Source organism: Amycolatopsis sp. PS_44_ISF1 (assembly GCF_032335455.1).
Classification (GTDB): domain Bacteria; phylum Actinomycetota; class Actinomycetes; order Mycobacteriales; family Pseudonocardiaceae; genus Amycolatopsis.
The window spans coordinates 800,887-822,667 of record NZ_JANUXO010000001.1 but is presented as its reverse complement, the minus strand read 5'-3'; the positions used below and the strand labels follow the sequence as shown (position 1 = coordinate 822,667).

At 71.1% G+C, this 21,781-nt stretch carries 20 protein-coding genes and 3 tRNA genes; 16 read left to right on the top strand and 7 right to left on the bottom strand.

Translation table 11 applies throughout. From position 1 onward, the window contains the following. The first annotated feature begins 27 nt into the window (after positions 1-27). From NYF13_RS03630 to NYF13_RS03590, 9 genes are all read left to right on the top strand, one after another. The gene (locus NYF13_RS03630) at positions 28-1,686 is read left to right on the top strand and encodes a thiamine pyrophosphate-dependent enzyme (protein ID WP_315657187.1); all 1,659 of its coding nucleotides are present in this window, start codon (positions 28-30) and stop codon (positions 1,684-1,686) included. Between the two features lie 255 nt (positions 1,687-1,941). Next, entirely contained in the window at positions 1,942-2,118 is a 177-nt protein-coding gene (locus NYF13_RS03625; protein WP_315654131.1) for a hypothetical protein, read from the top strand. Between the two features lie 971 nt (positions 2,119-3,089). Beyond that, a complete protein-coding gene (locus NYF13_RS03620) occupies positions 3,090-3,293 on the top strand; it encodes a cold-shock protein (protein ID WP_315654129.1) in 204 nt (67 codons plus the stop codon). Between the two features lie 175 nt (positions 3,294-3,468). Further along, positions 3,469-3,693, top strand: a complete 225-nt coding sequence (locus tag NYF13_RS03615; protein WP_315654127.1) for a heavy-metal-associated domain-containing protein — start codon at positions 3,469-3,471, stop codon at positions 3,691-3,693. Positions 3,694-3,859: 166 nt separating this feature from the next. Then, positions 3,860-4,870, top strand: a complete 1,011-nt coding sequence (locus NYF13_RS03610; protein ID WP_315654126.1) for an NAD(+)/NADH kinase — start codon at positions 3,860-3,862, stop codon at positions 4,868-4,870. Positions 4,871-5,029: 159 nt separating this feature from the next. Beyond that, positions 5,030-6,280, top strand: a complete 1,251-nt coding sequence (locus NYF13_RS03605) for a GAF domain-containing protein (RefSeq protein WP_315654125.1) — start codon at positions 5,030-5,032, stop codon at positions 6,278-6,280. A 75-nt stretch (positions 6,281-6,355) separates the two neighbouring features. After that, the gene (locus NYF13_RS03600) at positions 6,356-7,762 is read left to right on the top strand and encodes a hypothetical protein (protein ID WP_315654123.1); all 1,407 of its coding nucleotides are present in this window, start codon (positions 6,356-6,358) and stop codon (positions 7,760-7,762) included. Further along, positions 7,762-8,733, top strand: a complete 972-nt coding sequence (locus NYF13_RS03595; RefSeq protein WP_315654122.1) for a glutamate ABC transporter substrate-binding protein — start codon at positions 7,762-7,764, stop codon at positions 8,731-8,733. The genes NYF13_RS03600 and NYF13_RS03595 overlap by 1 nt, the downstream gene beginning before the upstream one ends. 1,395 nt (positions 8,734-10,128) lie before the next feature. After that, the gene (locus tag NYF13_RS03590) at positions 10,129-12,465 is read left to right on the top strand and encodes a tetratricopeptide repeat protein (protein ID WP_315657185.1); all 2,337 of its coding nucleotides are present in this window, start codon (positions 10,129-10,131) and stop codon (positions 12,463-12,465) included. Positions 12,466-12,486: 21 nt separating this feature from the next. Here the strand turns inward: NYF13_RS03590 and NYF13_RS03585 are convergent, their stop codons facing one another. Beyond that, entirely contained in the window at positions 12,487-13,071 is a 585-nt protein-coding gene (locus NYF13_RS03585) for a PaaI family thioesterase (RefSeq protein WP_315654120.1), read from the bottom strand. Positions 13,072-13,273: 202 nt separating this feature from the next. On the opposite strand from NYF13_RS03585, the gene NYF13_RS03580 reads away from it, so the two are divergent. Beyond that, entirely contained in the window at positions 13,274-14,632 is a 1,359-nt protein-coding gene (locus tag NYF13_RS03580) for an MFS transporter (RefSeq protein ID WP_315654118.1), read from the top strand. 412 nt (positions 14,633-15,044) lie between these two features. On the opposite strand, the gene NYF13_RS03575 is transcribed toward NYF13_RS03580, so the two are convergent. From NYF13_RS03575 to NYF13_RS03560, 4 genes are all read right to left on the bottom strand, one after another. Then, on the bottom strand, positions 15,045-15,515 hold the full coding sequence (locus tag NYF13_RS03575; RefSeq protein ID WP_315654116.1) for a hypothetical protein: 471 nt from the start codon (positions 15,513-15,515) through the stop codon (positions 15,045-15,047). Between the two features lie 4 nt (positions 15,516-15,519). Then, positions 15,520-16,071 carry a SigE family RNA polymerase sigma factor gene (locus NYF13_RS03570; protein WP_315654114.1) on the bottom strand — a complete coding sequence of 184 codons (552 nt, stop codon included), beginning with the start codon at positions 16,069-16,071 and terminating at the stop codon, positions 15,520-15,522. Between the two features lie 7 nt (positions 16,072-16,078). Continuing rightward, positions 16,079-16,390, bottom strand: a complete 312-nt coding sequence (locus NYF13_RS03565; RefSeq protein WP_315654112.1) for a hypothetical protein — start codon at positions 16,388-16,390, stop codon at positions 16,079-16,081. A 168-nt stretch (positions 16,391-16,558) separates the two neighbouring features. Then, positions 16,559-17,749: an Ig-like domain-containing protein gene (locus NYF13_RS03560; protein ID WP_315654110.1), complete on the bottom strand. Its 1,191-nt coding sequence runs from the start codon at positions 17,747-17,749 to the stop codon at positions 16,559-16,561. Between the two features lie 475 nt (positions 17,750-18,224). Here NYF13_RS03560 and NYF13_RS03555 point away from each other — a divergent pair, with 475 nt between their 5' ends. Continuing rightward, positions 18,225-18,428: a cold-shock protein gene (locus NYF13_RS03555; RefSeq protein ID WP_003097368.1), complete on the top strand. Its 204-nt coding sequence runs from the start codon at positions 18,225-18,227 to the stop codon at positions 18,426-18,428. Positions 18,429-18,713: 285 nt separating this feature from the next. Here NYF13_RS03555 and NYF13_RS03550 read toward each other — a convergent pair whose 3' ends face one another. Then, on the bottom strand, positions 18,714-19,142 hold the full coding sequence (locus NYF13_RS03550) for a hypothetical protein (RefSeq protein ID WP_315654093.1): 429 nt from the start codon (positions 19,140-19,142) through the stop codon (positions 18,714-18,716). A gap of 476 nt (positions 19,143-19,618) precedes the next feature. Between NYF13_RS03550 and NYF13_RS03545 the strand changes: the two genes are divergently transcribed. The 5 genes from NYF13_RS03545 to NYF13_RS03525 all read left to right on the top strand — a co-directional run bounded on the left by NYF13_RS03545 (position 19,619) and on the right by NYF13_RS03525 (position 21,218). Then, a complete protein-coding gene (locus NYF13_RS03545) occupies positions 19,619-19,870 on the top strand; it encodes a hypothetical protein (RefSeq protein WP_315654091.1) in 252 nt (83 codons plus the stop codon). A 281-nt stretch (positions 19,871-20,151) separates the two neighbouring features. Then, positions 20,152-20,224, top strand: a tRNA-Glu gene (locus NYF13_RS03540). A gap of 45 nt (positions 20,225-20,269) precedes the next feature. Then, positions 20,270-20,343: transfer RNA gene (locus tag NYF13_RS03535), tRNA-Asp, on the top strand. Between the two features lie 31 nt (positions 20,344-20,374). Then, positions 20,375-20,448, top strand: a tRNA-Phe gene (locus NYF13_RS03530). A 254-nt stretch (positions 20,449-20,702) separates the two neighbouring features. After that, on the top strand, positions 20,703-21,218 hold the full coding sequence (locus NYF13_RS03525; protein WP_315654090.1) for a contact-dependent growth inhibition system immunity protein: 516 nt from the start codon (positions 20,703-20,705) through the stop codon (positions 21,216-21,218). An 81-nt stretch (positions 21,219-21,299) separates the two neighbouring features. Here NYF13_RS03525 and NYF13_RS03520 read toward each other — a convergent pair whose 3' ends face one another. After that, entirely contained in the window at positions 21,300-21,650 is a 351-nt protein-coding gene (locus NYF13_RS03520) for a 4-fold beta flower protein (RefSeq protein ID WP_315654089.1), read from the bottom strand. Positions 21,651-21,781: the final 131 nt, after the last annotated feature.

Here is a 21,781-nt window from a genome sequence, read left to right as displayed (position 1 = left end):
TGAACGGTGCCGCCTTAAGCTCTCCCCATTAGATACCAAGCAGGGGCGACCGTCGCCCAGACGGCCGTGCGCATCCTGATCGAGGCACGCGTGCGCCGGGTGTACGCCGTGGTCGGCCATTCGTTCCTGCCGTTGCTCGACGTGGTGCAGCGCGAGCGCGAGATCACCCTGGTCGCGGCCCGGCACGACTCCGGCGCGGCCTTCATGGCCGAAGCCGAGGGCAAGCTCACCGAACGCCCCGCCGTGCTGCTGGCCGGCCGCGGACCGGGGGCGGCCGGGCTGGTCATCGGCGTCCAGACGGCCTTCCAGGACGAGACCCCGGTGGTCGTGCTGCTGGAGACGCCGCCGCTGGACCCGGTCGGCGCCGGTGAGCTGCCGACCTCGGACCTGACCGCGATGTTCGAGCCGATCGCCAAGTGGTGCGTGCGCGCCGAGGACCCGGACGGGGTGCCGGGCCTGCTGGCCGAGGCCCTGACCCGCTCGCGCGAAGGACGGCCGGGGCCGGTGGTGATCGGCGTGCCCAGCGACGCCTGGGGGGTGCCCTACGACTCGGCCAAACCGGTCGCGACCGTGCGCCCGCCCGCGGTCGGGACGCTGGGCCGCTCGGCCGAAGCCGTGGCCGGGCTGGTCGACGAGGCCCGCTACCCGGTGGTGATCGTCGGCGGCCGGGCGCGCTCGGCGCGGGACGAGCTGATCGCCGTCGCGGACGAGCTCTCGCTGCCCGTCTACAACGCTTTCCGCAGGCAGGACGCGTTCCCGGAGACCCACGAGCGCTACGCCGGGCACCTCGGGCTCGGCATCCCGGCGCGCCAGCTCGACGCGCTGGAGCGCGCGGACGTGGTGCTCGCGCTCGGCACCCAGCTCGACCAGGTCACCACCCAGGGCTACCGCTACCCGACCGCGCAGCAGACGCTGGTGCTGGTCGGCACCGGCATCGAGGCCCAGCGCCGCCGCGGACTGACCTTCCGGGTCGACGCGGAGGTGGAGCCGTTCCTGCGCGAACTGCGCGCGGCCGCCACCCCGCGCACCCGCCGGGCTTCGGCGGCCAACGCGGCCGTGCACACCTTCATGACCCCCCCGGACACCAGCGGGAACACCCGCGTCCACCCCGTGGACGTGGTCCGCGCGCTGCGCAAGCTGGCGCCCGAGGACACCATCGTGACCAGTGACGCGGGCAACTTCGCGCAGTTCATGCACCGCTACTGGTGCTTCACCGCGCCGCGCAGCCAGCTCGGGCCCAGCAACGCGGCGATGGGGTACGCCGTGCCCGCGGCGGTGGCGGCCAAGCTGGCGGAGCCGCGCCGCAGCGTCGTCGCCATGGTCGGCGACGCCGGCACGCTGATGACCGGGCAGGAGATCGAGACCGCCGTGCGCTACCGCGCGCCGGTGATGGTGGTGGTGTTCCAGAACGGGCTGCACGGCCCGCTCGCGATGCACCAGGCCCGCAGCCACGGGCGGCTCTCCGGGGTGACCATCCCGTTGACCGATTTCGCCTCCTGGGCGCGTGGCCTCGGCGCGGCCGGGTACACGGTGGACGACCGGGAGGAGCTGGAACCCATCATCGCCAGCGCGCTGGTGCGCCAGCGGCCGTGCGTGATCGACGTGCGGACCGACCCGGACGTGGTGACCCCGGACGTCCGGCTCAGCGGCCTGCTCGGCGCCGCCCGCCCGCCGTCGGGGCCGTGAGGGTTCTTTCGGTGGGTAGGGGGAAACGCCGGAGGAGTTCGGTGGCCGATGCCGGGCGGCTCCGGTAACCTGGCGGTGTTCCGGCGGTTCGCGGTTGTGCTCGAGATCAGCGCGGGCCCGCCTGGAGCTTCTACTCTGTGATTGTTGTGGTCCTGGCCGATCCAGGCGGGAGCACCGGATTCTGTCGGTGCCCGATGGCATCATCACGGTCATCGCCCCGCCCGAGTGCGGGTCGGGAACGAGGGGAGTTTCGATATGACCGAGAAGAACCACCTGCGTGACGAAGCCGGTGTGGTCTCCGGTGTCCGGCCGGTGCTGTTCAGCGCCAGCGCGGAGGCGCACGACGTGGCTGTCGTGTCCGCGGACGAGGGCCCGAGCTGGCGTTCGCCGTTCGGCGGCAGCGCCGACCTGCGGCCGGCCAGCGGGGAGTAGCGAACCCGAGCCGGTTCACGCTGACCCGGGGCCGCTCCGGTCCTGGTTCCGTCCCAGTTCCGTCCTGGCCGTGGCCGGAAGATCCGCGCCCGGCTGGAGTTCCCGCTGGCTGGGAATCCCCGTCGGCTGGAATTCCTGTCGGCGAGTCCTGGTGGGACGGCGCGGTGAACGGCGCCGTCCCGGCTGGGGTCGTGCTGCGGTCCGAGTAGGGGTATCGCGGCCGACGGTGTCGTGGTCGGATTCCGCTGACGGCGAAAAGGATCCGGGCCCTGGAGCCGGTTTCGAGGCGCCGGGCCGTGCAGAGTGCCGGGCCGCTCAAGGCGCCGGGCCGGAGGAACCCCGGACCCGAAGAACTGGGTTCTAAGGGGCGGTCGGCGAACGACTCCGTTCGCCTACCTCAGCCTGAGAACTTCTTTCGGCCCGGGAAATCCCAACTCGGTAGAACCAGCCCGAGAACCCAGCGCGGTGAACCCGACCCGGGAAATCCTGGCCCGAGAACCCAGGGCAATGAGCCCCGGCCCGAGAACCCGGCGCGGCGAACCTCAGCCCAGGAAATCCTGGCCCTAGAACCCAGCGTGGCGAACCCCGGCCCGAGAACCCGGCCTGGAAAGCCCCTGACCGGGTGAGTTCAGCGGGAAAACCTCGGCCCAGCGCCGGTTCGGCCGGGCGGCGGTCCAGAGTGGGCGGTGCGGTGGGCCGGGGGTCAGACGGCCGGGTGCGGCGAATTCCTGGGTGTGGCGAGTAGCCGGATGTGGCGAATAGCACTGCCCTCGGTTGCGGCGAGGCGGGTTGTCCGCCCGGGTCTGGTCGTGCTTTACTTTGCCCGGTCTCGATTTTGTGTTCGTGATGAGTCACGCTCGCAGAACTCAGCGGGCGTGGTGTCTCCTCATCGAGGAAGCAAACCGTTCCCGTGCCGACCCGGGATGCTGATGTGGCTTCCTGTTTTTTTGTGTTATGTATGGAGATTTTTGATGACTCAGGGCACTGTGAAGTGGTTCAACTCCGAGAAGGGGTTCGGCTTCATCACCCCCGACAACGGTGGCGGCGACGTCTTCGTGCACTACAGCGAGATCCAGGGCAACGGCTTCCGTTCCCTCGAGGAGAACGCGCGCGTCGAGTTCGAGATCGGCCAGGGCGCGAAGGGTCCGCAGGCCACGTCGGTCAGCGTTATCTGACCCACGTACTTCGAGGAGGGGCCGTCACCCGTTGCGGGTGGCGGCCCCTTTCGCGTTGCGCCGGCCGGGGTGGGCCCGGTCCGCAGATCTCCTTGCGGCGTAACGGTATTCTGCCTTTTGGCCTAGGACCTGTCACTCGATCGTGGGGGTACCGGGATCTCGTAAGCTGCGTCTCATGATCGCGAACGGGTACCTCGTCTCCGGAATGTCCTGTGGCCACTGTGCACAGTCGGTCACCGAGGAGCTGGCCGCGCTGCCCGGCGTCGCGGATGTCGCCGTGGTGGTCGAGACCGGCCGGGTCACCGTGACGAGCGGCGAGGTCCTGGCCGAGGCCGCCGTGCGGGCCGCGGTGGAGGAAGCGGGTTACCGCTTCGAGGGTTCCGCCGCCGCCGTGTCCTGAGCCGCCGCCGTCCTCACCGTCGGTGAAACCGGCCGGGCCGCGCGTCCACACCGGACGCTGGGCCGTCCGGGTGAGAGCCCGGGGTGCAACCTGCTGCAACCCTTCCCTCACACTGCCGCACAGGGTCTGCTGAACCGGCACGAGCCGGACGACGGGAGCAGGTGTGGTGGGCGCAGCCGTGGCGGGCATCGTCGCGAACCCGGCATCGGGACGCGACATTCGGCGGCTGGTCGCCCACGCGTCGGTCTTCCCGACGGCCGAGAAGGCCAACATGGTCCAGCGGCTGCTGGCCGCGTTCGCCGTGGCCGGGGTCGGGCGCGCGCTGGTGTCCACGGACCTCGGCGGCATCTCCGCCGCCGTGATGCTCGCGCTCGGGCGGGGCGGGCAGTGGCCGGACGTCGAGTTCTGCGACCGCGACCCGATCACCGGAACCGCGCAGGACACCGCGAACGCCGTGCGCCGCATGGTCGACGCGGGGGCCGGGGTGATCGTCTGCCTCGGCGGCGACGGGACCGCCCGGGTCGCCGCGCGGGCCTGCGGTGACGTGCCGCTGCTCGCGCTGTCCACGGGCACCAACAACGCGTTCCCGCAGATGCGCGAGGCCACCGTCGCCGGGCTGGCGGCCGGGCTGCTCGCGACCGGGCAGGTGGACGCCGACCTGGTCACGAGCCGGGTCGGCAAGCTCGAAGTGGTCACCAAGGCGCGCCGGGAGATCGCGCTGGTCGACGTGGCCGTGACGATGAGCCGGCACGTCGGCGCGCGGGCGCTCTGGGACCCGGCCGCGCTGACCGAGCTGTACTGCGTCTTCGCCGAACCCGACGGCATCGGCCTCTCCAGCATCGCGGGCCAGCTGTGCCCCAGCCCGCGCTCCAGCCCGGACGGGGTGGCCCTCAAGCTCGGTCCCGTCGACGTCACGCCGCACGTCGTCCGCGCGCCGATCGCGCCGGGCCTGGTCAAATCGGTCGGCGTGCGTGGCTGGGGCGTGCTGCGTCCGGGCGTGCGGGTGGATCTCGCGGCGGCCGGCGGCGTGATCGCCGTGGACGGCGAGCGGGAGATGGAGCTGAAGCACGGCGAGAGCGCATACGTGGAGTTGCGGTCCGACGGGCCGTGGTGCGTGGACGTGCGCTCGGTGATGGCCGAAGCGGCCCGGCTCGGGCTGTTGCGCAGCAACTCCTGACGCGGGCCGGAGCGCCGCGGCGGAACCGGCTCCAGGGCGCCCCGCACCAGGGGAAACCCGGTGCGATGATCGTCGAAGCCACGGTAACTTCCGGTCACCGAGCGGGTCCGGGCACACTGGCCACAGGGCGGGAAGCGGCCAGTGGACTAGGAGCGGTGGTTGGACCAGGTGCACCTCGAGGCAGCTCTGCCGGCCGGGGCGGACCCCCGCCGGCACGCTCGGGTCCTCGCCCGCCTGCACGAGGCCGCGGTGGCCGGTGCGGCTCTGCCCAGCCACCCCCGGCCGGTGATCGGCGCGTCCTGGCAACGGATGCGCCGCCTCGGCGTCGACCCGGACCAGGGCGCGCCCAGCGTCGTGCTCGGCCCGGAGGAGGTGGAGCAGCGGCGGCGGGAGAGCGGGCTGGCCCCGTTGCTGCCGATGCTGCGCGGCGGACTGATCAGCCTGGCCGAGCAGGCCGGGCACATCATGGTCGTGGTCGACGACGGCGGGCACCTGCTGTGGCGCGACGGCAGTGTTCCGGTCCGCCGGCGTGCGGACGGGATCGGCTTCGTCGAAGGGATCGACCTCCAGGAGCGGTCCGTCGGCACCAACGCGCCCGGCACGGCGCTGGTCGCGCGCCGTTCGGTCCAGGTCTACTCCGCCGAGCACTACGCTCGCGCCCAGCACGACTGGACCTGCGCCGCCGCGCCGCTCCGCGACCCGCGTGACGGCCGCCTGCTCGGCGCCGTCGACCTCTCCGGACCCGCCGCCACGGTGCACCCGAACACCCTCGCGCTCGTCGACGCCGTCGCCCGGTTGGCGGAAGCACAGCTGCGGACCGAGCATCTCGGTGAGCTGCAACGGTTGCGCGGCTTCGCCGTGACGGCCCTGGCGAAGGTCTCCGGGCGCGCGCTCGTGACGGACGCGCACGGCTGGATCGCCGCCGCGGCCGGTCTGGCGCCGGCGGACCGCGTCCTGCTGCCGCGCACGGCCAAGCCCGGGCGGACCTGGTTGCCCGCCTACGGTTCGTGCCTGCTGGAGCCATTGCCCGGCGGCTGGCTGATCCGGTTGGTGGACCAGGAGGAAGCACCGCCGGCGCGGGTCGAGCTCGATGTGCGCGTCCCCGGCGAACCGGTGCTGACGGTGGGCGGCGCTTCCGGCGAGTGGACCTGCCGGGTGTCGCCACGGCACGCGGAACTGTTGTACGTCTTGGCTTCCCATCGAAACGGCCGCACCGCTTCGCAGCTTTCGCTGGCTCTGTTCGGCGACGCGGGCCGCGCGGGCACGGTGCGGGCGGAGATTTCACGGCTGCGCCGGATCGTCGGCGGAATCGTCGTCGGCCGGCCCTACCGGTTCGCGGACAACCTCGAGGTCCTGGTCCTGCGCTCGGGCGCGGCGGGCGGGCCGCCACCGGAGATCACGTGCTGGTGACACCTGACGGGTGAGCTGGGCCGCCCTCCGGGTGACCGGCTACCTTCACCGGGTGGCGTACGGGGAGGAACGGGGATGACCAGCACTGTGGCGCGGCCGGACGCGGCAGCGGGTTCGCCGGGGGCGGGGACTCCCTCACCGGACGAACCGGAGGGCCGCAGCGGCGTCGCCGGCCTGCTGGAGCTGCCGGGCCAGGCGGTGCGCGCGGTGCGGGAGTCGGCCGCGACCACCCCCGGCCGGCTGTCCGTGATCGCCGTGGGCCTGGTGCTGCTCTCGCTGGTGGCCGGCCTGGTCGCCACGCTGTCCGCGCAGAACAAGGACGACACCATCAGCGGGCTGATCGACCACCGCGAGCCACTGGCCGTGGCGTCGCAGCAGGTGTTCCGCTCGCTCTCGGACGCGGACGCGACGGCGGCGAGCGCGTTCCTCTCGGTCGGCACCGAGCCGCCCGCCCTGCGCAAGAAGTACGAGCAGGACATCGCGGAGGCCGGTTCGGCCCTGTCCAAGGCGGCTTCGGACACCGCCGACGTGGGCGACGCGGCGAAGCAGGTCGACACGCTGAACCAGAAGATCCCCGTCTACACCGGGATCGTCGAAACCGCGCGCGTGAACAACCGGCTCGGCTATCCCGCGGGCGCTTCGTACCTGCGCGAGGCTTCGCAGCTGATGCGCACGACGATCCTCCCGGCCGCGCAGGCGCTCTACACGGCCGACACCACCAAGCTCGCCGAAGAGCAGGACAACAGCACCAGCTTCCCGTGGGCCGCCGTGGCGCTGATCCTGGTGCTGATCGCGGCGCTGGTCTTCACGCAGGTCTACCTGACCCGGCGTACCAACCGCGTGATCAACATCGGCCTGCTGGTGGCGACCGGGGCCGTGGTGCTGACGCTGCTGTGGGGCGCGGTCGCGCTGGTGATCCAGGGCACGCTCGTCGCGAGCGGGCAGACCGACGGCACCTCCCAGGTGGACGTGCTGGTGCGGGCCCGCATCGCCGCGCTGCAGGCGCGGGCCGACGAAACCCTCACGCTCGTCGCGCGCGGCGACGGTTCGGCCTACGAGCAGCAGTTCATCAAGCTCGCCGACCAGCTCGTGGGCCAGGACGGCAAGAGCGGGCTGCTCGGCAAGGCGCGCAGCCTCGCCGTCGGCACGCCGGGACAGCAGAAGATCGAGGCGGCCGAGCAGGCCGCGCGGGACTGGTCGAGGGCCCACCTCCAGGTGCGCAAGCTCGACGACAACGGGCAGTACCAGGAAGCCGTCGACTTCGCCACCAGCCAGAGCAAGGACAGCGCGGCCGCGGCTTTCCAGCGTCTCGACGCCAACCTGCAGGACGCGATCAACGTCTGCCGGCAGGAGTTCCTCGACGACACCCAGGGCGGTGGCCGCGCGCTGACCGCGCTCGCGCCCGGGGTCGGCATCCTCGCGGTGCTCGCCGCGGCGGGCGTGACCGTCGGGGTCAGGGAGAGACTGAGGGAGTACCGGTGATGAGGTCGCGTCACTTCGTCCGGACGGCCGTGCTGGCGGCGGTGGCGGTGCTGGCCACGGCCTGCGGGAGCCCGGCGACGCCGGTGGACCTGGCTCCGGTGAGTGACGCGGCCTGGCCGCAGCCCGCGAACGTCGGCGGCCCCGACGACAGCGCCGGCGGCGACACCGACACCAGCTGCGACCCGTTGAAGAGCCTCGCCCCGACTTCGGGCACGACCATCGGCACCGGCACGACGATGGCGGCGATCCGGGGCCGCGGGAAGCTCATCGCCGGTGTGGACCAGACCACCTACCTGTTCGGCTTCCGCAACCCCAAGTCGGGCAACCTCGAGGGCTTCGACATCGACATGGTCAACCAGATCGCGGCCGCGATCTTCGGTCAGGCCGAGGGGCACGTGCAGTTCCGCGCGATCCCTTCGTTGCAGCGCGAGCAGGTGCTGGTGGACCACCAGGTGGACGTGGTGGTCCGGACGTACAGCATCACCTGCGACCGCAGGAAGCAGGTGCAGTTCTCCTCGGTGTACTACGTGGCCGGGCAGAAGATCCTGGTGCCCAAGACCTCGAACGCCACCTCACTGGCCGATTTCTCGGGCAAGAAGGTGTGCGCGACCAAGAAGTCGACGTCGCTGACGAAGATCGCGACCGACCCGGCCAAACCGGTGGCCGTCTCGGTGGACAACTGGTCGGACTGCCTGGTCATGCTCCAGCAGGGCCAGGTCGCGGCGGTCTCGACCGACGACACCATCCTGGCCGGCATGGCCGCCCAGGACCCGACGGTGAAGGTCGTCGGGGACCCGCTGACGCAGGAGAACTACGGCATCGGCGTGCCCAAGGACCAGGAGGACATGGTCCGGTTCGTCAACGGCGTGCTGGATCAGGTCCGCAGCAGCGGCGCCTGGGCGGCGAGCTACCAGAACTGGGTCGGCAGCCGCTTGGGCCCCGCGCAGCCCCCTTCGCCGCAGTACCGGTAATGGCGGTGTGACCGCCTCGAGGCGGCCCACCAGACTAGGATCACCGACGGACTTTGCCGCGGGGGATCTCGGGAGGTAGTTGTGTCGGAGGAGCCGCGCCGTCCTCGGCACGCCGCGCCGGACGAGAGCGGGGACGCCGAACCGTCATCGTCGGCATCACCGGCTTCGCCCGCGCAGCCGCCCTCCTGGACGCCGCCGCCCCCGGTGCACTGGGCCACCCCGGAACCGTCTGCCTCGAGGCGCCCGCAGGGCCCGGATCCGTCGTTCCCGGACTCACCGACGCTGTTCCACGGAGTGGTCCAGCGGCCGGGCGGCGCCGGAACGGGTGGCCAGGGCCAGTCCGGGGCCGCCGGACCGGGTGGTTCTGTCCCCGGTGGTTCCGGACCGGGTGGTTCCGGACCGGGTGGTTCCGGACCGGGTGGTTCCGGACCGGGTGGTTCCGGACCGGGGCCGCAGGGCGGGCCGCCGCCACAGGGCCAGCCGGTGCCGGGCCAGTCGCAGGCTCCGGCGCCGTCGGGCGGGCCGGGCCAGCCGCCGCAGGGTGGGCCGGGCCAGCCGGGAACACAGATTCAGCCGGGGACACAGAGCCAGCCGGGAACACAGGGCCAGCCGGGCGGGCCGGGTCAGCCGCAGGGTGGCGCCGGGTCGCAGGGGGGTCAAGGCCGGCCGCAGCCGGGCGGGGCGGTGCAGTGGCAGCCGGGGCAGGCGCCCTGGAGCCGGTCTCCGCAGCCGGGGCCGTCGTTCGCTCAGCAGTCGTCCTCGCAGAGCCAGCCGTACCCGGCGCATCCGCAGTCGCCGCCGTCCCAGTCGCAGGGCCACCCGCCGCAGACCCGGACCGGACGGCAGCGGCCGCCGGGCCAAGGCGCACCCGGCCAGCACACGCCGGGTCAGGGCGGGCCGGGCCCAGGCCAGAACGCCCGCCCGAACCAGGGTCCCGCCGCGGGCCAGTCGCCCGGCACCGGTCGTGGACCGGCCCAGCCACCGGCGATCGAACTGGGCCAGTCCGGGTCGGCGGGTCAGGGCGCCTCGCCGAGCCGACCGCTGTCCGGGAGCCAGCCGAGCCAGTCCGGCCCGTCCGGTCAACCCGCTCAGCCCGGTCACCTCAGCCAGCCCGGCCAGAACCAGTCCGGACAGCCGAGCCAGAACCAATCCGGCCAGCAGAACCAGCCAAACCAGAAACAGAACCAGCCCGGCCAAGGCCAGTCCGGCCAGCAGAACCAGCCGAGTCAGAACCAGCCGAGCCCGTCCGAGCCCGCCCAGCCCCACCGCCCCGCTCAGCAGCGGGGCCCGGCCGTGGCCGGGGCGGAAGACCCGACGCGGCCGCCGGGCGACCTGTCCCCGGTGATCCTGCCGCAGTCGCAGCAGCCGGTGGCGGCGGTGGATCCGGCGGCGCCGATGCCGACCAGCGTGCTGGCCAATCCGGCGCCCGCGACGCAGAGCATCATGCCGCCGGCGCCGCGGGTCGCGCCCGGGGACGGGGAGTCGTTGCCGAACCCCGGGACCGACAGCGTCCTCCCGCAGCAGGACAGCGAGGGGCACGGCACCGGGTCGCGCAGCGTCGGCACCGGGACGGGCACCGGCAGCGGCAGCACCGGGGGCACCGGCTCGTTCCCCGGCACCTCGCGGCGCACCGGGACCCGCGGGTCCCGCCGGTCGCGGCGGGGGCGGCTCGGCGCCGGGCTCATCGACGTCCCGCCCGTGCCCTACCGGGACCCGTCGACGGCGGTGCTCCCGGATCCGGTCGTCTCGGAGGAGAAGCGGTACTGCAGCAACTGCGGGGCCAAGGTCGGCCGGGCCACCGGCGATCAGCCCGCCGCGCCCGAGGGCACCTGCGAGAAGTGCGGCACGCCGTTCTCCTTCCTGCCGAAGCTGCGGCCCAACGAGCTGGTCGGCGGCCAGTACGAGGTGCTCGGCGCGCTCGCCTACGGCGGCCTCGGCTGGATCTACCTGGCCCAGGACCACAACGTGAGCGACCGCTGGGTCGTGCTCAAGGGCCTGATCGACACCGGGGACGCCACGGCCATGGCCGCCGCGGCGAACGAGCAGCGGTTCCTGGCCGAGGTCGAGCACCCGAACATCGTCAAGATCCACAACTTCGTGCAGCACCCGGACCGGCAGACCGGCAACTCGGTCGGCTACATCGTGATGGAGTACGTCGGCGGCCAGTCGCTGCGGCAGCTCGCCCTGCAGCACCACCGGGAGAGCAAGCGCCCCGACCCGCTGCCGATCGGCCAGGTCATCGCGTACGGGCTGGAGATCCTGCCCGCGCTCGGCTACCTGCACGGCCAGGGCCTGCTCTACTGCGACCTCAAGCCCGACAACGTGATCCAGACCCACGAGCAGCTCAAGCTGATCGACCTCGGCGCCGTCCGCCGCATCGACGACTACGAGAGCCCGCTGTTCTTCACCACCGGCTACAGCGCGCCCGAACTGGCCAAGCAGGGTGCGTCGATCTCCTCGGACCTCTACACCGTCGGCCGCACGCTCGCGGTGCTGAGCTTCGAATTCGCCGGCTACACCACGAAGTACAAGTCCTCGATCCCCGGCCCGGACGCGGTGCCGCTGTTCGCGCTGTTCGGCTCGTACTACCGGTTCCTCAAGCGCGCGACGCACGCGGACCCGGACCGCCGCTTCATCGCCGCCGAGGACATGGCCGACCAGCTGACCGGGGTGCTGCGCGAGATCATGGCGCTCGGCACGAACAAGCCGCGCCCGGCCGCGTCCACGGTGTTCGGGCCGGAGAGCCGGACCTTCGGCGTGCACCTGGTGGTGCCGGAGACCGGTGCGAGCGTGCCGCTGCCGGACGCGGCCGAGGTGGTCGCCGGTCTGCCGATCCCGCAGGTCGACACGGACGACCCGGCCGCCGGGGTGCTCGCCACGACCACGGCGCTCGACCCGCGTGAGGCCATCGAGGCGCTGGCGACCGCGCCGCGCGAGTCCATCGAGGTGCGGCTGCGGATCGTGCGCGCGCGGATCGAGCTGGGCGAGTTCGTGGAGGCGCAGCGGCAGTTGCAGGCCGCGCAGTACCTGGCCATCCGCCACGGCTTCCCCCACGACTGGCGCATCGACTGGTACCGCGGCCTGATCGAGCTGGCCGGTGGACGGCCGCGCGTCGCGCACGTCGCGTTCGACTCCGTCTACGACGACCTGCCCGGTGAGATCGCGCCGAAGCTGGCGCTGGCCGTCAGCGCGGAAGGCGTGGGCGACTACTTCGGCGCCGCGCGGTTCTACGAGCTGGTGTGGCGGACGGACCGGACGTACGTGAGTGCGGCCTTCGGCCTCGCCCGCGTCTACCTGGCGCAGGGCGCCCGGGCGAGTGCGGTGGAGGTGCTGGAGGCCGTGCCCCCGACGTCCACGCACTACGTCGACGCGCAGGTCGCCGCGATCAAGATCAAGTCCCGCGTGCAGGGCAACGGTGCCGAGCCGGGCCGGGTGTCCGAGACCGACCTGGTCGACGCGTCGAGCCGGCTGGAGCGGCTGAACCTCGACGCGGAACGGCGCACCCGCCTGACCGCGGAGGTGCTCGAAGCCGCGTACGAGTGGCTTCGCGCGCCGGGCCGGCCGGCTTCGTCGGGATCGTCGAAGGTGCTGGGCTGCGAGCTGGAGGAGCGTGACGTGCGCTTCGGCCTGGAGCGCTGTTACCGCACGTTGGCCCGCCTGGCCGGGTCCACGGCGGACCGCGTCGAGCTGGTGGACCGCGCGAACGCGATCCGCCCGCGCACCCTCACCTGAGCCGTCGGGCTCACGCGCAGGTCAGGGGTTGATCTCCCACTCGGCGGCCCGCTCGGTCTTCTTCGCCGCGTCCGCGAGCTTCTTCAGGGCCGCCGGGTCGCCGTGGGTGCTGAAGTGCTCGACGGGCACGGCGACGAACAGGGCGCGCGCGGAGACGGCGACGGGCCCGTCCGGCGCGTCGAGGCGGCCGTCCGCGCTGGCGTAGATCTTGCGGCCCGCGGTGCCGTCCAGCCGGGCCTCGATGAACAGCGTCGAGCCGACCGGCACCGGGCGGCGGAAGTCCGTCTCGAGCTTGCCGGTGACGGCCGGGCGCCGGAGCAGGTTGCCCACCGCGGAGCCCAGGGCCTCGTCGAACGCGCAGGCCAGCAGCCCGCCGTGGGCCAGCCCGGGTGCGCCCTGGTGCGCGGCGGTGACGACGAACTCCGAGTACACCGTCCGTGACTCGCCGATCCGCGACCGCAGGTGCAGGCCCGCGTCGATCCCGTCGCCGCAGCCGAAGCACTCGTCGTAGTGGATGCCGAGCGCGGTGCCGGGGGCGGGGGCCTTCGGGTGCACGGCGGGCGGCTCGACGTCCACCGGGGGCCACGGTGCGGAAACACGACTCATGGCCTGACGTTAACCCGCGGCGGGCAGTCCCGGACACGCGCCCTGAACGGCCGCGCCGCTTCCCTTCGGCGCACAGTAGTCGGAAAATTCCGGACGGTAGAAAATTTCCGATTCGCCCTGCCGGGCCATCCCGCCGGGGCAAGACTGGGCCGATGAGTTCCACCGGAATGGGTCGGACGGGCACGAGGAGGTCTTCGCGGGCATGAGCGGGGCAACGGCGAACACACCACCCGTCGACGAGAGAACGGTCCGGCGGGCGGTTCTCGCGTCCGCGATGGGCAACGCGACCGAATGGTACGACTACGGCGTCTTCACCTCGGGTGCCATCGCGACCGCGATCGGCACGGTGTTCTTCCCCGGCGAGGGGAACGCGGTGCTGAAATCGCTGGCGCTGGTCGCGGTCGGGTTCATCGTCCGGCCGTTCGGCGGGGCCTTCTTCGGCCCGCTGGGGGACAAGCTGGGCCGCCAGAAGGTGCTGGCGATCACCATCCTGCTGATGTCGGGCTGCACCTTCCTGGTCGGCTGCCTGCCGACGTACGCGGGCTCGTACAGCATCGGCCTCGGCGCGCCGATCGCCATCCTGCTGCTGAGGCTGATCCAGGGCTTCTCCACCGGCGGCGAGTACGGCGGCGCGGCCACCTTCATCGCCGAGTACGCGCCGACCAAGCGCCGGGGCTTCTTCGGTAGCTTCCTGGAGCTGGGCACGCTGGCCGGCTACGTGCTGGGCAACATCGTGGTGCTCGCGGTGACGCTTTCGCTGTCCGCGGACCAGGTCGAGTCCTGGGGCTGGCGGATCCCGTTCTTCGTCGCGCTGCCGCTCGGCCTGGTCGGGCTCTACCTGCGGTCGAAGCTGGAGGACACGCCGGAGTTCCGCCGGCTGGAGGCGTCCGGGAACAAGCCGGTCAAGGCCCCGCTGAAGGAGATCTTCACCCGCAACTGGCGGATGGTGATGAACCTGATCGGCATCGTGCTGCTGCTGAACATCGCGGACTACATGCTGCTGACCACCATGCCGACGTACTTCACGGACACGTTGAAGATCAACGACAACACCTCGACGCTGATCATCATCGGGGTGGAGGTCGTGCAGATGGCGATCATCCTGCCGCTGGGCGCGCTGTCCGACCGGATCGGGCGGAAACCGCTGCTGCTCACCGCGGCCATCGGGTTCATCGTGCTGAGCTGGCCGTCGATCAAGCTGATGCAGTCGGGCAGCATCCTGTGGCTGGTCGTGGGCTTCCTGATCGTCGCGCTGCTGCTGGTGCTGATGCTCGCGGTGATCGGCTCGACCTTCCCGGCGATGTTCCCGACCCGGGTGCGCTACGGCTCGTTCGCGATCGGCTACAACATCTCCACCTCGCTGTTCGGCGGCACCTGCGGGGTGGTCGTGACGGCGTTGATCAAGAGCACGGGCAACAACGACTGGCCGGCGTACTACCTGATCGCCGCCGCGCTGATCGCGATCGTCCCGATCATCAAGATCCCGGAGACCTCGCAGGTGCCGATCGAGGAGATCGACACCGCGGGCACCGGCGGCACCCTGGCCGGCGCGACACGCTGATCCTCCCTCCACGGAACGAAAACTGCCCCCGTCCACAGTGGACGGGGGCAGTCTTCGGTCGAGGGCCCGGCGGGACGCGCGCCTCAGCGGGCCTCGGCGACCTCGGCCCGGGTGAGGAAGCGCTTGCGCGACCAAGCGGCCAGGCCACCGGCGATCACCAGGGCGACTACGGTTTCGAGCATCAGTGCGGCGAACACCATGAGTGCTTCCTCCTCGGGTTCCAGGGCCGGTGGACCGCGCCGGCCGAGCTAGGGGTTTCGGGAGCCGTACCGGCCCCTCGCCCGGTACATCGTCACCCACCGCCCGGATATTTCGGGGAGAAGCCACCGAATTCGAGTGATGTCGGTCACACGGCTGGCCAGAAGCGGCGAGACCCGGTAGGAGCGGGTTTCGCCAGGTCAGCGGTACATCATCAGCGACTGGTGGCGGTGGGACGGGTGCTTGAAGAGGCGTCCGGCGGTATCGAGGCGGACGGCGGAGCCGGGACACCCGGGTTCGGCACCGAGCGCGGGGACCGGCTCGGCTGGGCGCCCCGCTGCGAGCCGGTGGGGGTCGGGCGGTGGGGCGGCGTGCCCGGGTCGGACGAGGACTGGGCCGGGGGCACCGCGCTCGGCGCCGAGGTGGGCGAAGGGGTGGGAACGACGGTGGACAGCCCCGGCCGGGCGGGCTCGACGGGAGCCCGGGACCCGGACTGGTGGCCGACCGCGAGTCCGGCCAGCACCAGGACGGCCGCGGTCGCCGCGGAGCTGCCGGCGACGGCCCAGCGCTTGCGCCGCCGCCGGACGCGGCCGCCGCGCCCGATCACCTCGGAAGCGGCCAGCCGCATCGGTGGCCCGTCCGTGACCTGGGAGAACAGCAGGCGCACGTCGTCTTCGGGATCCATCTCCTCACCTCCCTCCCGTGCCGTCGAACGTCCAGGGGCACAACTGCGGGCCGAGCCGTTGCCGCAGCGTGCTCAGGCCCCGGGAAGCCTGGCTCTTCACCGTGCCGGTGCTACAGCCCAGCGCCGCCGCCGTCTCCTCGACGGACAGGTCTTCGAAGTACCGCAGCACCAGCACGGCGCGTTGCCTCGGTGCCAGCACCCCGAGGGCCCGGCGCACGAGCTGGTCGTGTTCGGTCGCGGCGTCGACGGCCGGGACCTCGGGTGGTTCGCCGGTCAGGCGCTCCCGCTTCCAGCGGCTCCGCCGGTTCTCGGCGAGGAAGGTGCGCAGCACGACCTTGCGGGCGTAGGCGTCCAGCGCGTCGTGCCGGGACAGCCGTGGCCACGCCAGGTAGAGCTTGAGCAGCGCGGCCTGGGTGAGGTCTTCGGCCCGGTGCCAGTCCCCGCAGAGCAGGTGCGCGGTGGCCCGCAGGCTGTGCGCGCGCTCGTCGAAGTACCGGGCGAACTCGCCGTCCCACGGCGAGCCCGGCCCGGACGTCGGACGGGAGCGCGAAGTCACCTGGTGGTCAGCCCCGGATCGCCGGGAGGCGCAGGTCGCCGGTCGGGCCGGCCGGGATGGCGGTGGGCACGCGCGCGGCCCGCGGCCGGCCCGGGGCGGCGGTCGGCGTCGGACTCGGCGTGGTCTGGCTCGGTGTGGTCTGGCCCGGGTCCGCCGGCACCGAGGACGGCGTGGCGCTCGGCTGCGGGGTCGCGGACCCGGGCGGGGTTGCGGACGGGGTCGCGGACGCGGATGGGGTCGCGGACGCGAGGGCCCCACCGGTGACGGCGCCACCGGCGAGCAAGAGGGCACCCAGGCTCAAAGCGAAGCGAATACGCAAGACATCTCCTCGGTTACGGGCGCCGCTTCCGTCCGGCAGCGCCGCTCTCCTCGAGTCATGCGGTCGCCGGGCCGGCGGGTTGCATCGGATTTCCCGGCCGTCTCCGCCACCGAACGCGAACGGCCGGGAAGCACCTGGCTTCCCGGCCGTCCCTTCCTGCTCCGAGGTTCAGCTCGCGAGGGCGGAGAGCTTGCTCCAGGCCGCCCAGTCGTAGGTCCAGTCGTTGTAGTCGCCGTCCTTCGGGCCCAGTTGCTGGGTGCTGCCGCTGATCTCCACCGGGTCGCCCGGCAGGACGCTGTCGTAGTAGATCTTCGCGTTGGCCGGCGAGAGGTTCAGGCAGCCGTGCGAGACGTTCCGCTTGCCCTGCTGGGAGATCGTGCCGGCCAGACCGTGGATGAACTCGCCGTTGTTGGAGATCCGCACCGCCCAGGGCACGTTGACGTCCGAGTAGTGGTACTTCGGGTTGTTCATCGAGTACGTCGCGTGCTTCGACATGACCACGTGGGTGCCGCTGTGGGTGACCCGGCCCGGGTCGGAGTCGAGGCCGTAGCTCACCGGGAAGTCCTCGACCTGCTGGCCGTCGCGGATCACCTGCATGCGGTGCTCCTGGGTGTTGCCCTTGACGATCTGCGAGCGCCCGATGGTGAAGCTGGACGAGAGGTCCTGGCGCCCGTAGGTGCCGCCGCCCAGGTCGATGCCGTAGATCTTGGCGTTGACCTTCACCGTGGTGTTCGGCTTGAAGTACTCCTTCGGCCGCCAGTGCACGGAGGTGTCACCGTCGAGCCAGGCCCAGGAGCCCTCGGTCTTCGGCGTGGTCTCCACCGACAGTGCCTTCTCCACCGAAGCCTTGTCGGTGACCTGGCCCGGGAAGGTCAGCGCGATCGGCATCGCGATGCCGTAGGTCTGCCCGTCGCCGACGTTCAGGCTGCCCGCCATCTGCCGCCGCGGTTTGACGGTGGTGAAGGAGCCGCTGATCCGGATCGGCCGGCCGTCGGCCCCGGCCGCCTGCCCGGCCCAGGTGTAGGTCTTGTCGTAGCCGAGCTCCTCGGTGGTGGCCCAGCTCTTCTTGTCCGCCGAGGGCTGGCCCTGCACCTGCTTGCCCTCGGGGTTGGTCAGCGTGACCGAGGAGATCGTGCCGTCCGCGACGGTCACCGTGATCGGGCTGCCCGGCGCCACGTCCTTCGCCCCGGCCGCGGGGGAGGTCGTGACCGCCGCCGGTTTCGCCGACGGCGGCGGCGCCTGGGTGGGCCCGCCGCCCGAAGCCCCGCTCGCGCTCACCGTCGGATCGCTGCTGCACGCCCCGAGCGTCAGCGCCGCGACCAGCCCCAGCACCGCGACGCCGGCCCGGCGTCGCGTCATGTCTCCGAATGTCACAATCGTCCCCGTTCGCCCCTGGTTTCCCCACTAAGCCAGACGTACCGCAAGGTCCGAACGTTGATCGAAAGTGTAGTGACTAGGGTCACATATATGCCCGCAAAATCGACCCTGAGGGCGCTTTCGGCTCCGCACGGTGATCGAGCTGACCGGAATGGGTCCATCGGGTCCAAGGTATCCGGGGGGACTGACAGCGCTCCGTAGGCGGCGATACGACGTTCCGGTGACGTGCGGATCCGGGAACTCCCGGGGTCGATCACGGGGTTCAGATTTGGCCAGATCCCGGTACTCTGCTCGCAGGCCGTCGTTTTGCGTGTTCGTGGCTTCACACTCGCGGAACTTCTGACGCGAGCCGTGGGGCCCAACCAGCTCTTCGCTCGACTCGTTGGAACCGCCCGGGACGGCCTCGGGTGCCGTCTCGGGCGGCATTCGAAGCGGAACTGTTACGAGGAGTACAGCGGTGGCGCAAGGCACTGTGAAGTGGTTCAACGCGGAGAAGGGCTTCGGCTTCATCGCGCAGGACGGCGGCGAAGGCGACGTGTTCGTACACTACTCGGAGATCGAGGGCCGCGGTTTCCGCACCCTCGAAGAGAACCAGCGAGTGGAGTTCGAGGTCGGCCAGGGACAGAAGGGCCCGCAGGCCCAGAAGGTCCGCGCGATCTGAGTCAGGCCCGCGCGTTTTCTCAGGCCTGAGTGAAGGGCCCCGGCGATGGGAATCGCCGGGGCCCTTTCTCGTGTCCGGCTTTCGGCGCCGCTGCCGGGGTTCGGTCGCACCGGTCCGGCGTGGACGTCGAACCGCGGAGGCTGCGGGCAAACCGTGCGGGATCGTGCGGGGGGCCGATTCCGCCATCCGGGCGTCCGGTGGCGTTGCGCCCGACGCAACGATTCCGTTGCCGATCAAGGAAAAGCCCCCGGCGTACTTCGCCGGGGGCTCGGGAGACGATCGCGGTCAGCGGCGGCCGGCGAAGGGTTCGTCGAAGGACTCGACCGCGAAGTGGTACTCGTCGGTCATCGCGTCGGAGTGGCGGCGGTCCTGCGCGGACGCGGCCTGGCCCTCCCAGGAGAGGCGCTCCAGGATCCATTCCTGGGCCAGCGCCTGCGGGGAGATGTCCCGCTCGTGCGCGATGTCCTTGAGCTGCTGGCTGGCGATGAGGTTCATGCGCAGCTGGAACACCTGCGCCTCGCCGAAGCGCTTGCCGGACCCGGTGCTGCCGGGGTCGGCGTCGGCGTCGGGCGCCAGTGCGGCGAGGTAGCTGGTGAGCTCCTTGTCCTCGACGACTTCGCCGTCGGACACCTTGACGGCGTTGCGGTGCCGCCCGGGGGAGACGGCCTTCAGGTTCGTACGGCTGCCGAGGCGGCCGAGGGAGGGAAGAGGCACCCCGACACGATAACGGTTAGGTCTCGGCAAGCAAACCACTGTGAGCCACGACACAGACATTTTTCTCGCTCGTTAAGCCTATTCGATCACCTGAACAGCCCAGAAGGTAAACACCATTCCGTGACAGGGGGTTGACTTGCTGTGCCGCTCAGCGGATCACCCGGTAGCCGGCGAAAGAGCCGTGGAAATGGAGAGACCCCCGCGCCAGGGGGAGGAACGCGGGGGTCGGAGGGGATCTCCACAGGCGCTGACCGGGGGTGTGTCAGCGCATCGATTGTTGCACGAGTTCCGGACTTCGGCGAGGGGAAGTGCGAGAAAACCGTTGCTCGGTTCACATTCACGAACTCGTGAATGTGTTCGGCGATTGCGCAGGGTTGCGCGGAGAGTGGCGTCAGGTTCACTCTCCGGGGGGCTGTGGGTTCCGCCCGGTGCTGGTTAGCCTCGCGGCCAGTTGTTGTGAACCGGGCGGAGGAGCCATGAGCGGGTCTGTGGAAGTTCGACAGTTCCTCCTTCGGTACGAAGGTGCCGATGGGGGAAGCACGACACTGCCCGGCGGAGTGCCGGCGCAGCGCGGGTCGACCGACACCCAGCGCGTGTCCAACGACCAAGTGCGCCGAGCCCGGCTCGCGGTCGCCAACGGGGCGCTCGGGGTCGAGGACTGCGCCCAGTTGCTGGACATGCTCGGCCTGTCGCTGGACGAAGGCGGCCAGGCCCCGGTCCAGCACTGACCCCGCTCGACCGGAACCCTTGCCGACCTACGCCGCCTCTTTCGGGTCGGTCCCGGTGCCGGCTCCGGGCTTCGGGCCTGGATGCCTCCGGTGGGGCGAGCGGCGTGGTGTCCGGCCGAGGGTCCCGTCCGACGCTTCCGCCCGGCGTCGTCGCAGGTCCCGGGCTTGGCCAGGGGTTAACGAACCCCCCGGTGCACGGCCGATTCCGGGTGTCCTATGCTGGTAATCGCTCCCGGGGGAACCTGAGAGCGCGGTCGGTCGGTTCGCCGAAACCGAACCGGGCTCCCATCGTTCAGTGGCCTAGGACTCCGCCCTTTCAAGGCGGCAACGCGGGTTCGAATCCCGTTGGGAGTACGCTTCACCGTCAGTACAGCAGTAGGCAAGACAAGAAGTATGCAAGGCCCTGTGGCGCAGTTGGTTAGCGCGTCGCCCTGTCACGGCGAAGGTCGCGGGTTCGAGTCCCGTCAGGGTCGCAAGATCGTTCGGCTCTTGGCCGGCGTTCGCGGCCAGGTAGCTCAGTTGGTACGAGCGTCCGCCTGAAAAGCGGAAGGTCGCCGGTTCGACCCCGGCCCTGGCCACTTTTCACCCCCCTGATCTGCGAAAGTGCTCGCGGATCAGGGGTTTTTGTTTGCCCGGTGACACTCCGCTTGAAGGACCTGCGTATGCAGTCATCCCACGACCGGGTGGCCCTGATCAAGAACTGGGAGAGGGCGCTCGAGGCCGAGAACAAGTCCGATCGGCCCCCGACGAAGCCGGCACTCATGAGGTCCGGCGCCGGGTGGCTTGCTCAGGAGAGTCTTGGGTACGTGCAAATGCAAAGATTTGGTACCGCATGATGACACTGTCTGAGGGCACCCAGGCGAACATGGTTGTGACCGCCTCCCATCGTCGTGAATCGTTGTCTCTGGAGCAGATCGAAGACAGTTACTGGGGCGATCCACCGGCCGACGCCACACGGCTCGTCGCCACTGCACACGCCCTTCGTCGCAGGCCGATCGGCACTCTGGACGTCGAGGATCTGCGCTTGCTGCTCGGTCAGCAAGAAGGTGTCGAGGTACTTACTCCGTTGGCACTCACCAAGCTCGAAGGCAACCCCCTGGCCGAGGGCGATTTCTACCCCGGTGACCTGTTCGAGGCAGTCCTCAAAAACCCCAGAGCTACTGGCGGGCGCACGCGGACGAGCGTGCCCGCCTGCGACTGGTCATCGAGGCGCTCGACGCGCTGGGAAACCTCGAGGAACACGACGCGCCGCACGACTCCATCTGGAAGGCGATCAACAGCTTCTTGTCCTCGGCCGAGCTTGGCCGCTCGCGGGATGGGGACGCCGGGAAGCGGTAGCACGTACTGATCGGCGCCTACCCAAGCAGGACCGCGCGTTCGCGACGAAGCCAGCGACGCTGAGAACGGCCACGACTGTTCTGAAACGTGCTCATTTCACATAGGCGGCCCAGGTCAGCGCCGACCACGTCGAGGCGTCGACCGGTCTCAGTGGTCCGCGGGGCATGGCCGGCTTCGTCGGGCGCACGGCCTTTACCGGGTTGATCGGCATCGGCTCGTGGGGTGGCTTCGCGGGTGCGCTGTGCGAAGCCTCGGTCCACGCGACGACGGCGCCGGCGTGGTCGCGGAAGGTGCCTGCGCGGTACCAGCCCTTGTGCACGGAGCCCCGGCTCACGACGTTGCCCGAGTGCAGCCAGCCCGTGACCCGGCCGCCGAGGTCACGCAAGGCGTCTTCGTCGAGCCAGGCGCAGATCCGGCCGCGGCGGTCGTAGATCGGTTCCATCTTTCGGATGTTAGGTCGTTCCCCGGTCAAATCTGGAAAAAAGTTCGTAAAGTCCGGATCGGGCGCCCGTCGGACGACCTCGACCCCGGCGGACCGGAGGGTGCGGGCGAGGGCCAGGAGCAGGCCGATCC

What these genes read in the sequence shown, in the direction of transcription:
- NYF13_RS03600 (WP_315654123.1), top strand. Translation starts at nt 6,356, where the DNA reads ATGACCAGCACTGTGGCGCGGCCGGACGCGGCAGCGGGTTCGCCGGGG.
- NYF13_RS03595 (WP_315654122.1), top strand. Translation starts at nt 7,762, where the DNA reads ATGAGGTCGCGTCACTTCGTCCGGACGGCCGTGCTGGCGGCGGTGGCG.
- NYF13_RS03560 (WP_315654110.1), bottom strand. Translation starts at nt 17,749, where the DNA reads ATGACGCGACGCCGGGCCGGCGTCGCGGTGCTGGGGCTGGTCGCGGCG.
- NYF13_RS03620 (WP_315654129.1), top strand. Translation starts at nt 3,090, where the DNA reads ATGACTCAGGGCACTGTGAAGTGGTTCAACTCCGAGAAGGGGTTCGGC.
- NYF13_RS03520 (WP_315654089.1), bottom strand. Translation starts at nt 21,650, where the DNA reads ATGGAACCGATCTACGACCGCCGCGGCCGGATCTGCGCCTGGCTCGAC.
- NYF13_RS03590 (WP_315657185.1), top strand. Translation starts at nt 10,129, where the DNA reads ATGCCGACCAGCGTGCTGGCCAATCCGGCGCCCGCGACGCAGAGCATC.
- NYF13_RS03525 (WP_315654090.1), top strand. Translation starts at nt 20,703, where the DNA reads ATGATGACACTGTCTGAGGGCACCCAGGCGAACATGGTTGTGACCGCC.
- NYF13_RS03615 (WP_315654127.1), top strand. Translation starts at nt 3,469, where the DNA reads ATGATCGCGAACGGGTACCTCGTCTCCGGAATGTCCTGTGGCCACTGT.
- NYF13_RS03585 (WP_315654120.1), bottom strand. Translation starts at nt 13,071, where the DNA reads ATGAGTCGTGTTTCCGCACCGTGGCCCCCGGTGGACGTCGAGCCGCCC.
- NYF13_RS03545 (WP_315654091.1), top strand. Translation starts at nt 19,619, where the DNA reads ATGAGCGGGTCTGTGGAAGTTCGACAGTTCCTCCTTCGGTACGAAGGT.
- NYF13_RS03625 (WP_315654131.1), top strand. Translation starts at nt 1,942, where the DNA reads ATGACCGAGAAGAACCACCTGCGTGACGAAGCCGGTGTGGTCTCCGGT.
- NYF13_RS03575 (WP_315654116.1), bottom strand. Translation starts at nt 15,515, where the DNA reads ATGGATCCCGAAGACGACGTGCGCCTGCTGTTCTCCCAGGTCACGGAC.
- NYF13_RS03580 (WP_315654118.1), top strand. Translation starts at nt 13,274, where the DNA reads ATGAGCGGGGCAACGGCGAACACACCACCCGTCGACGAGAGAACGGTC.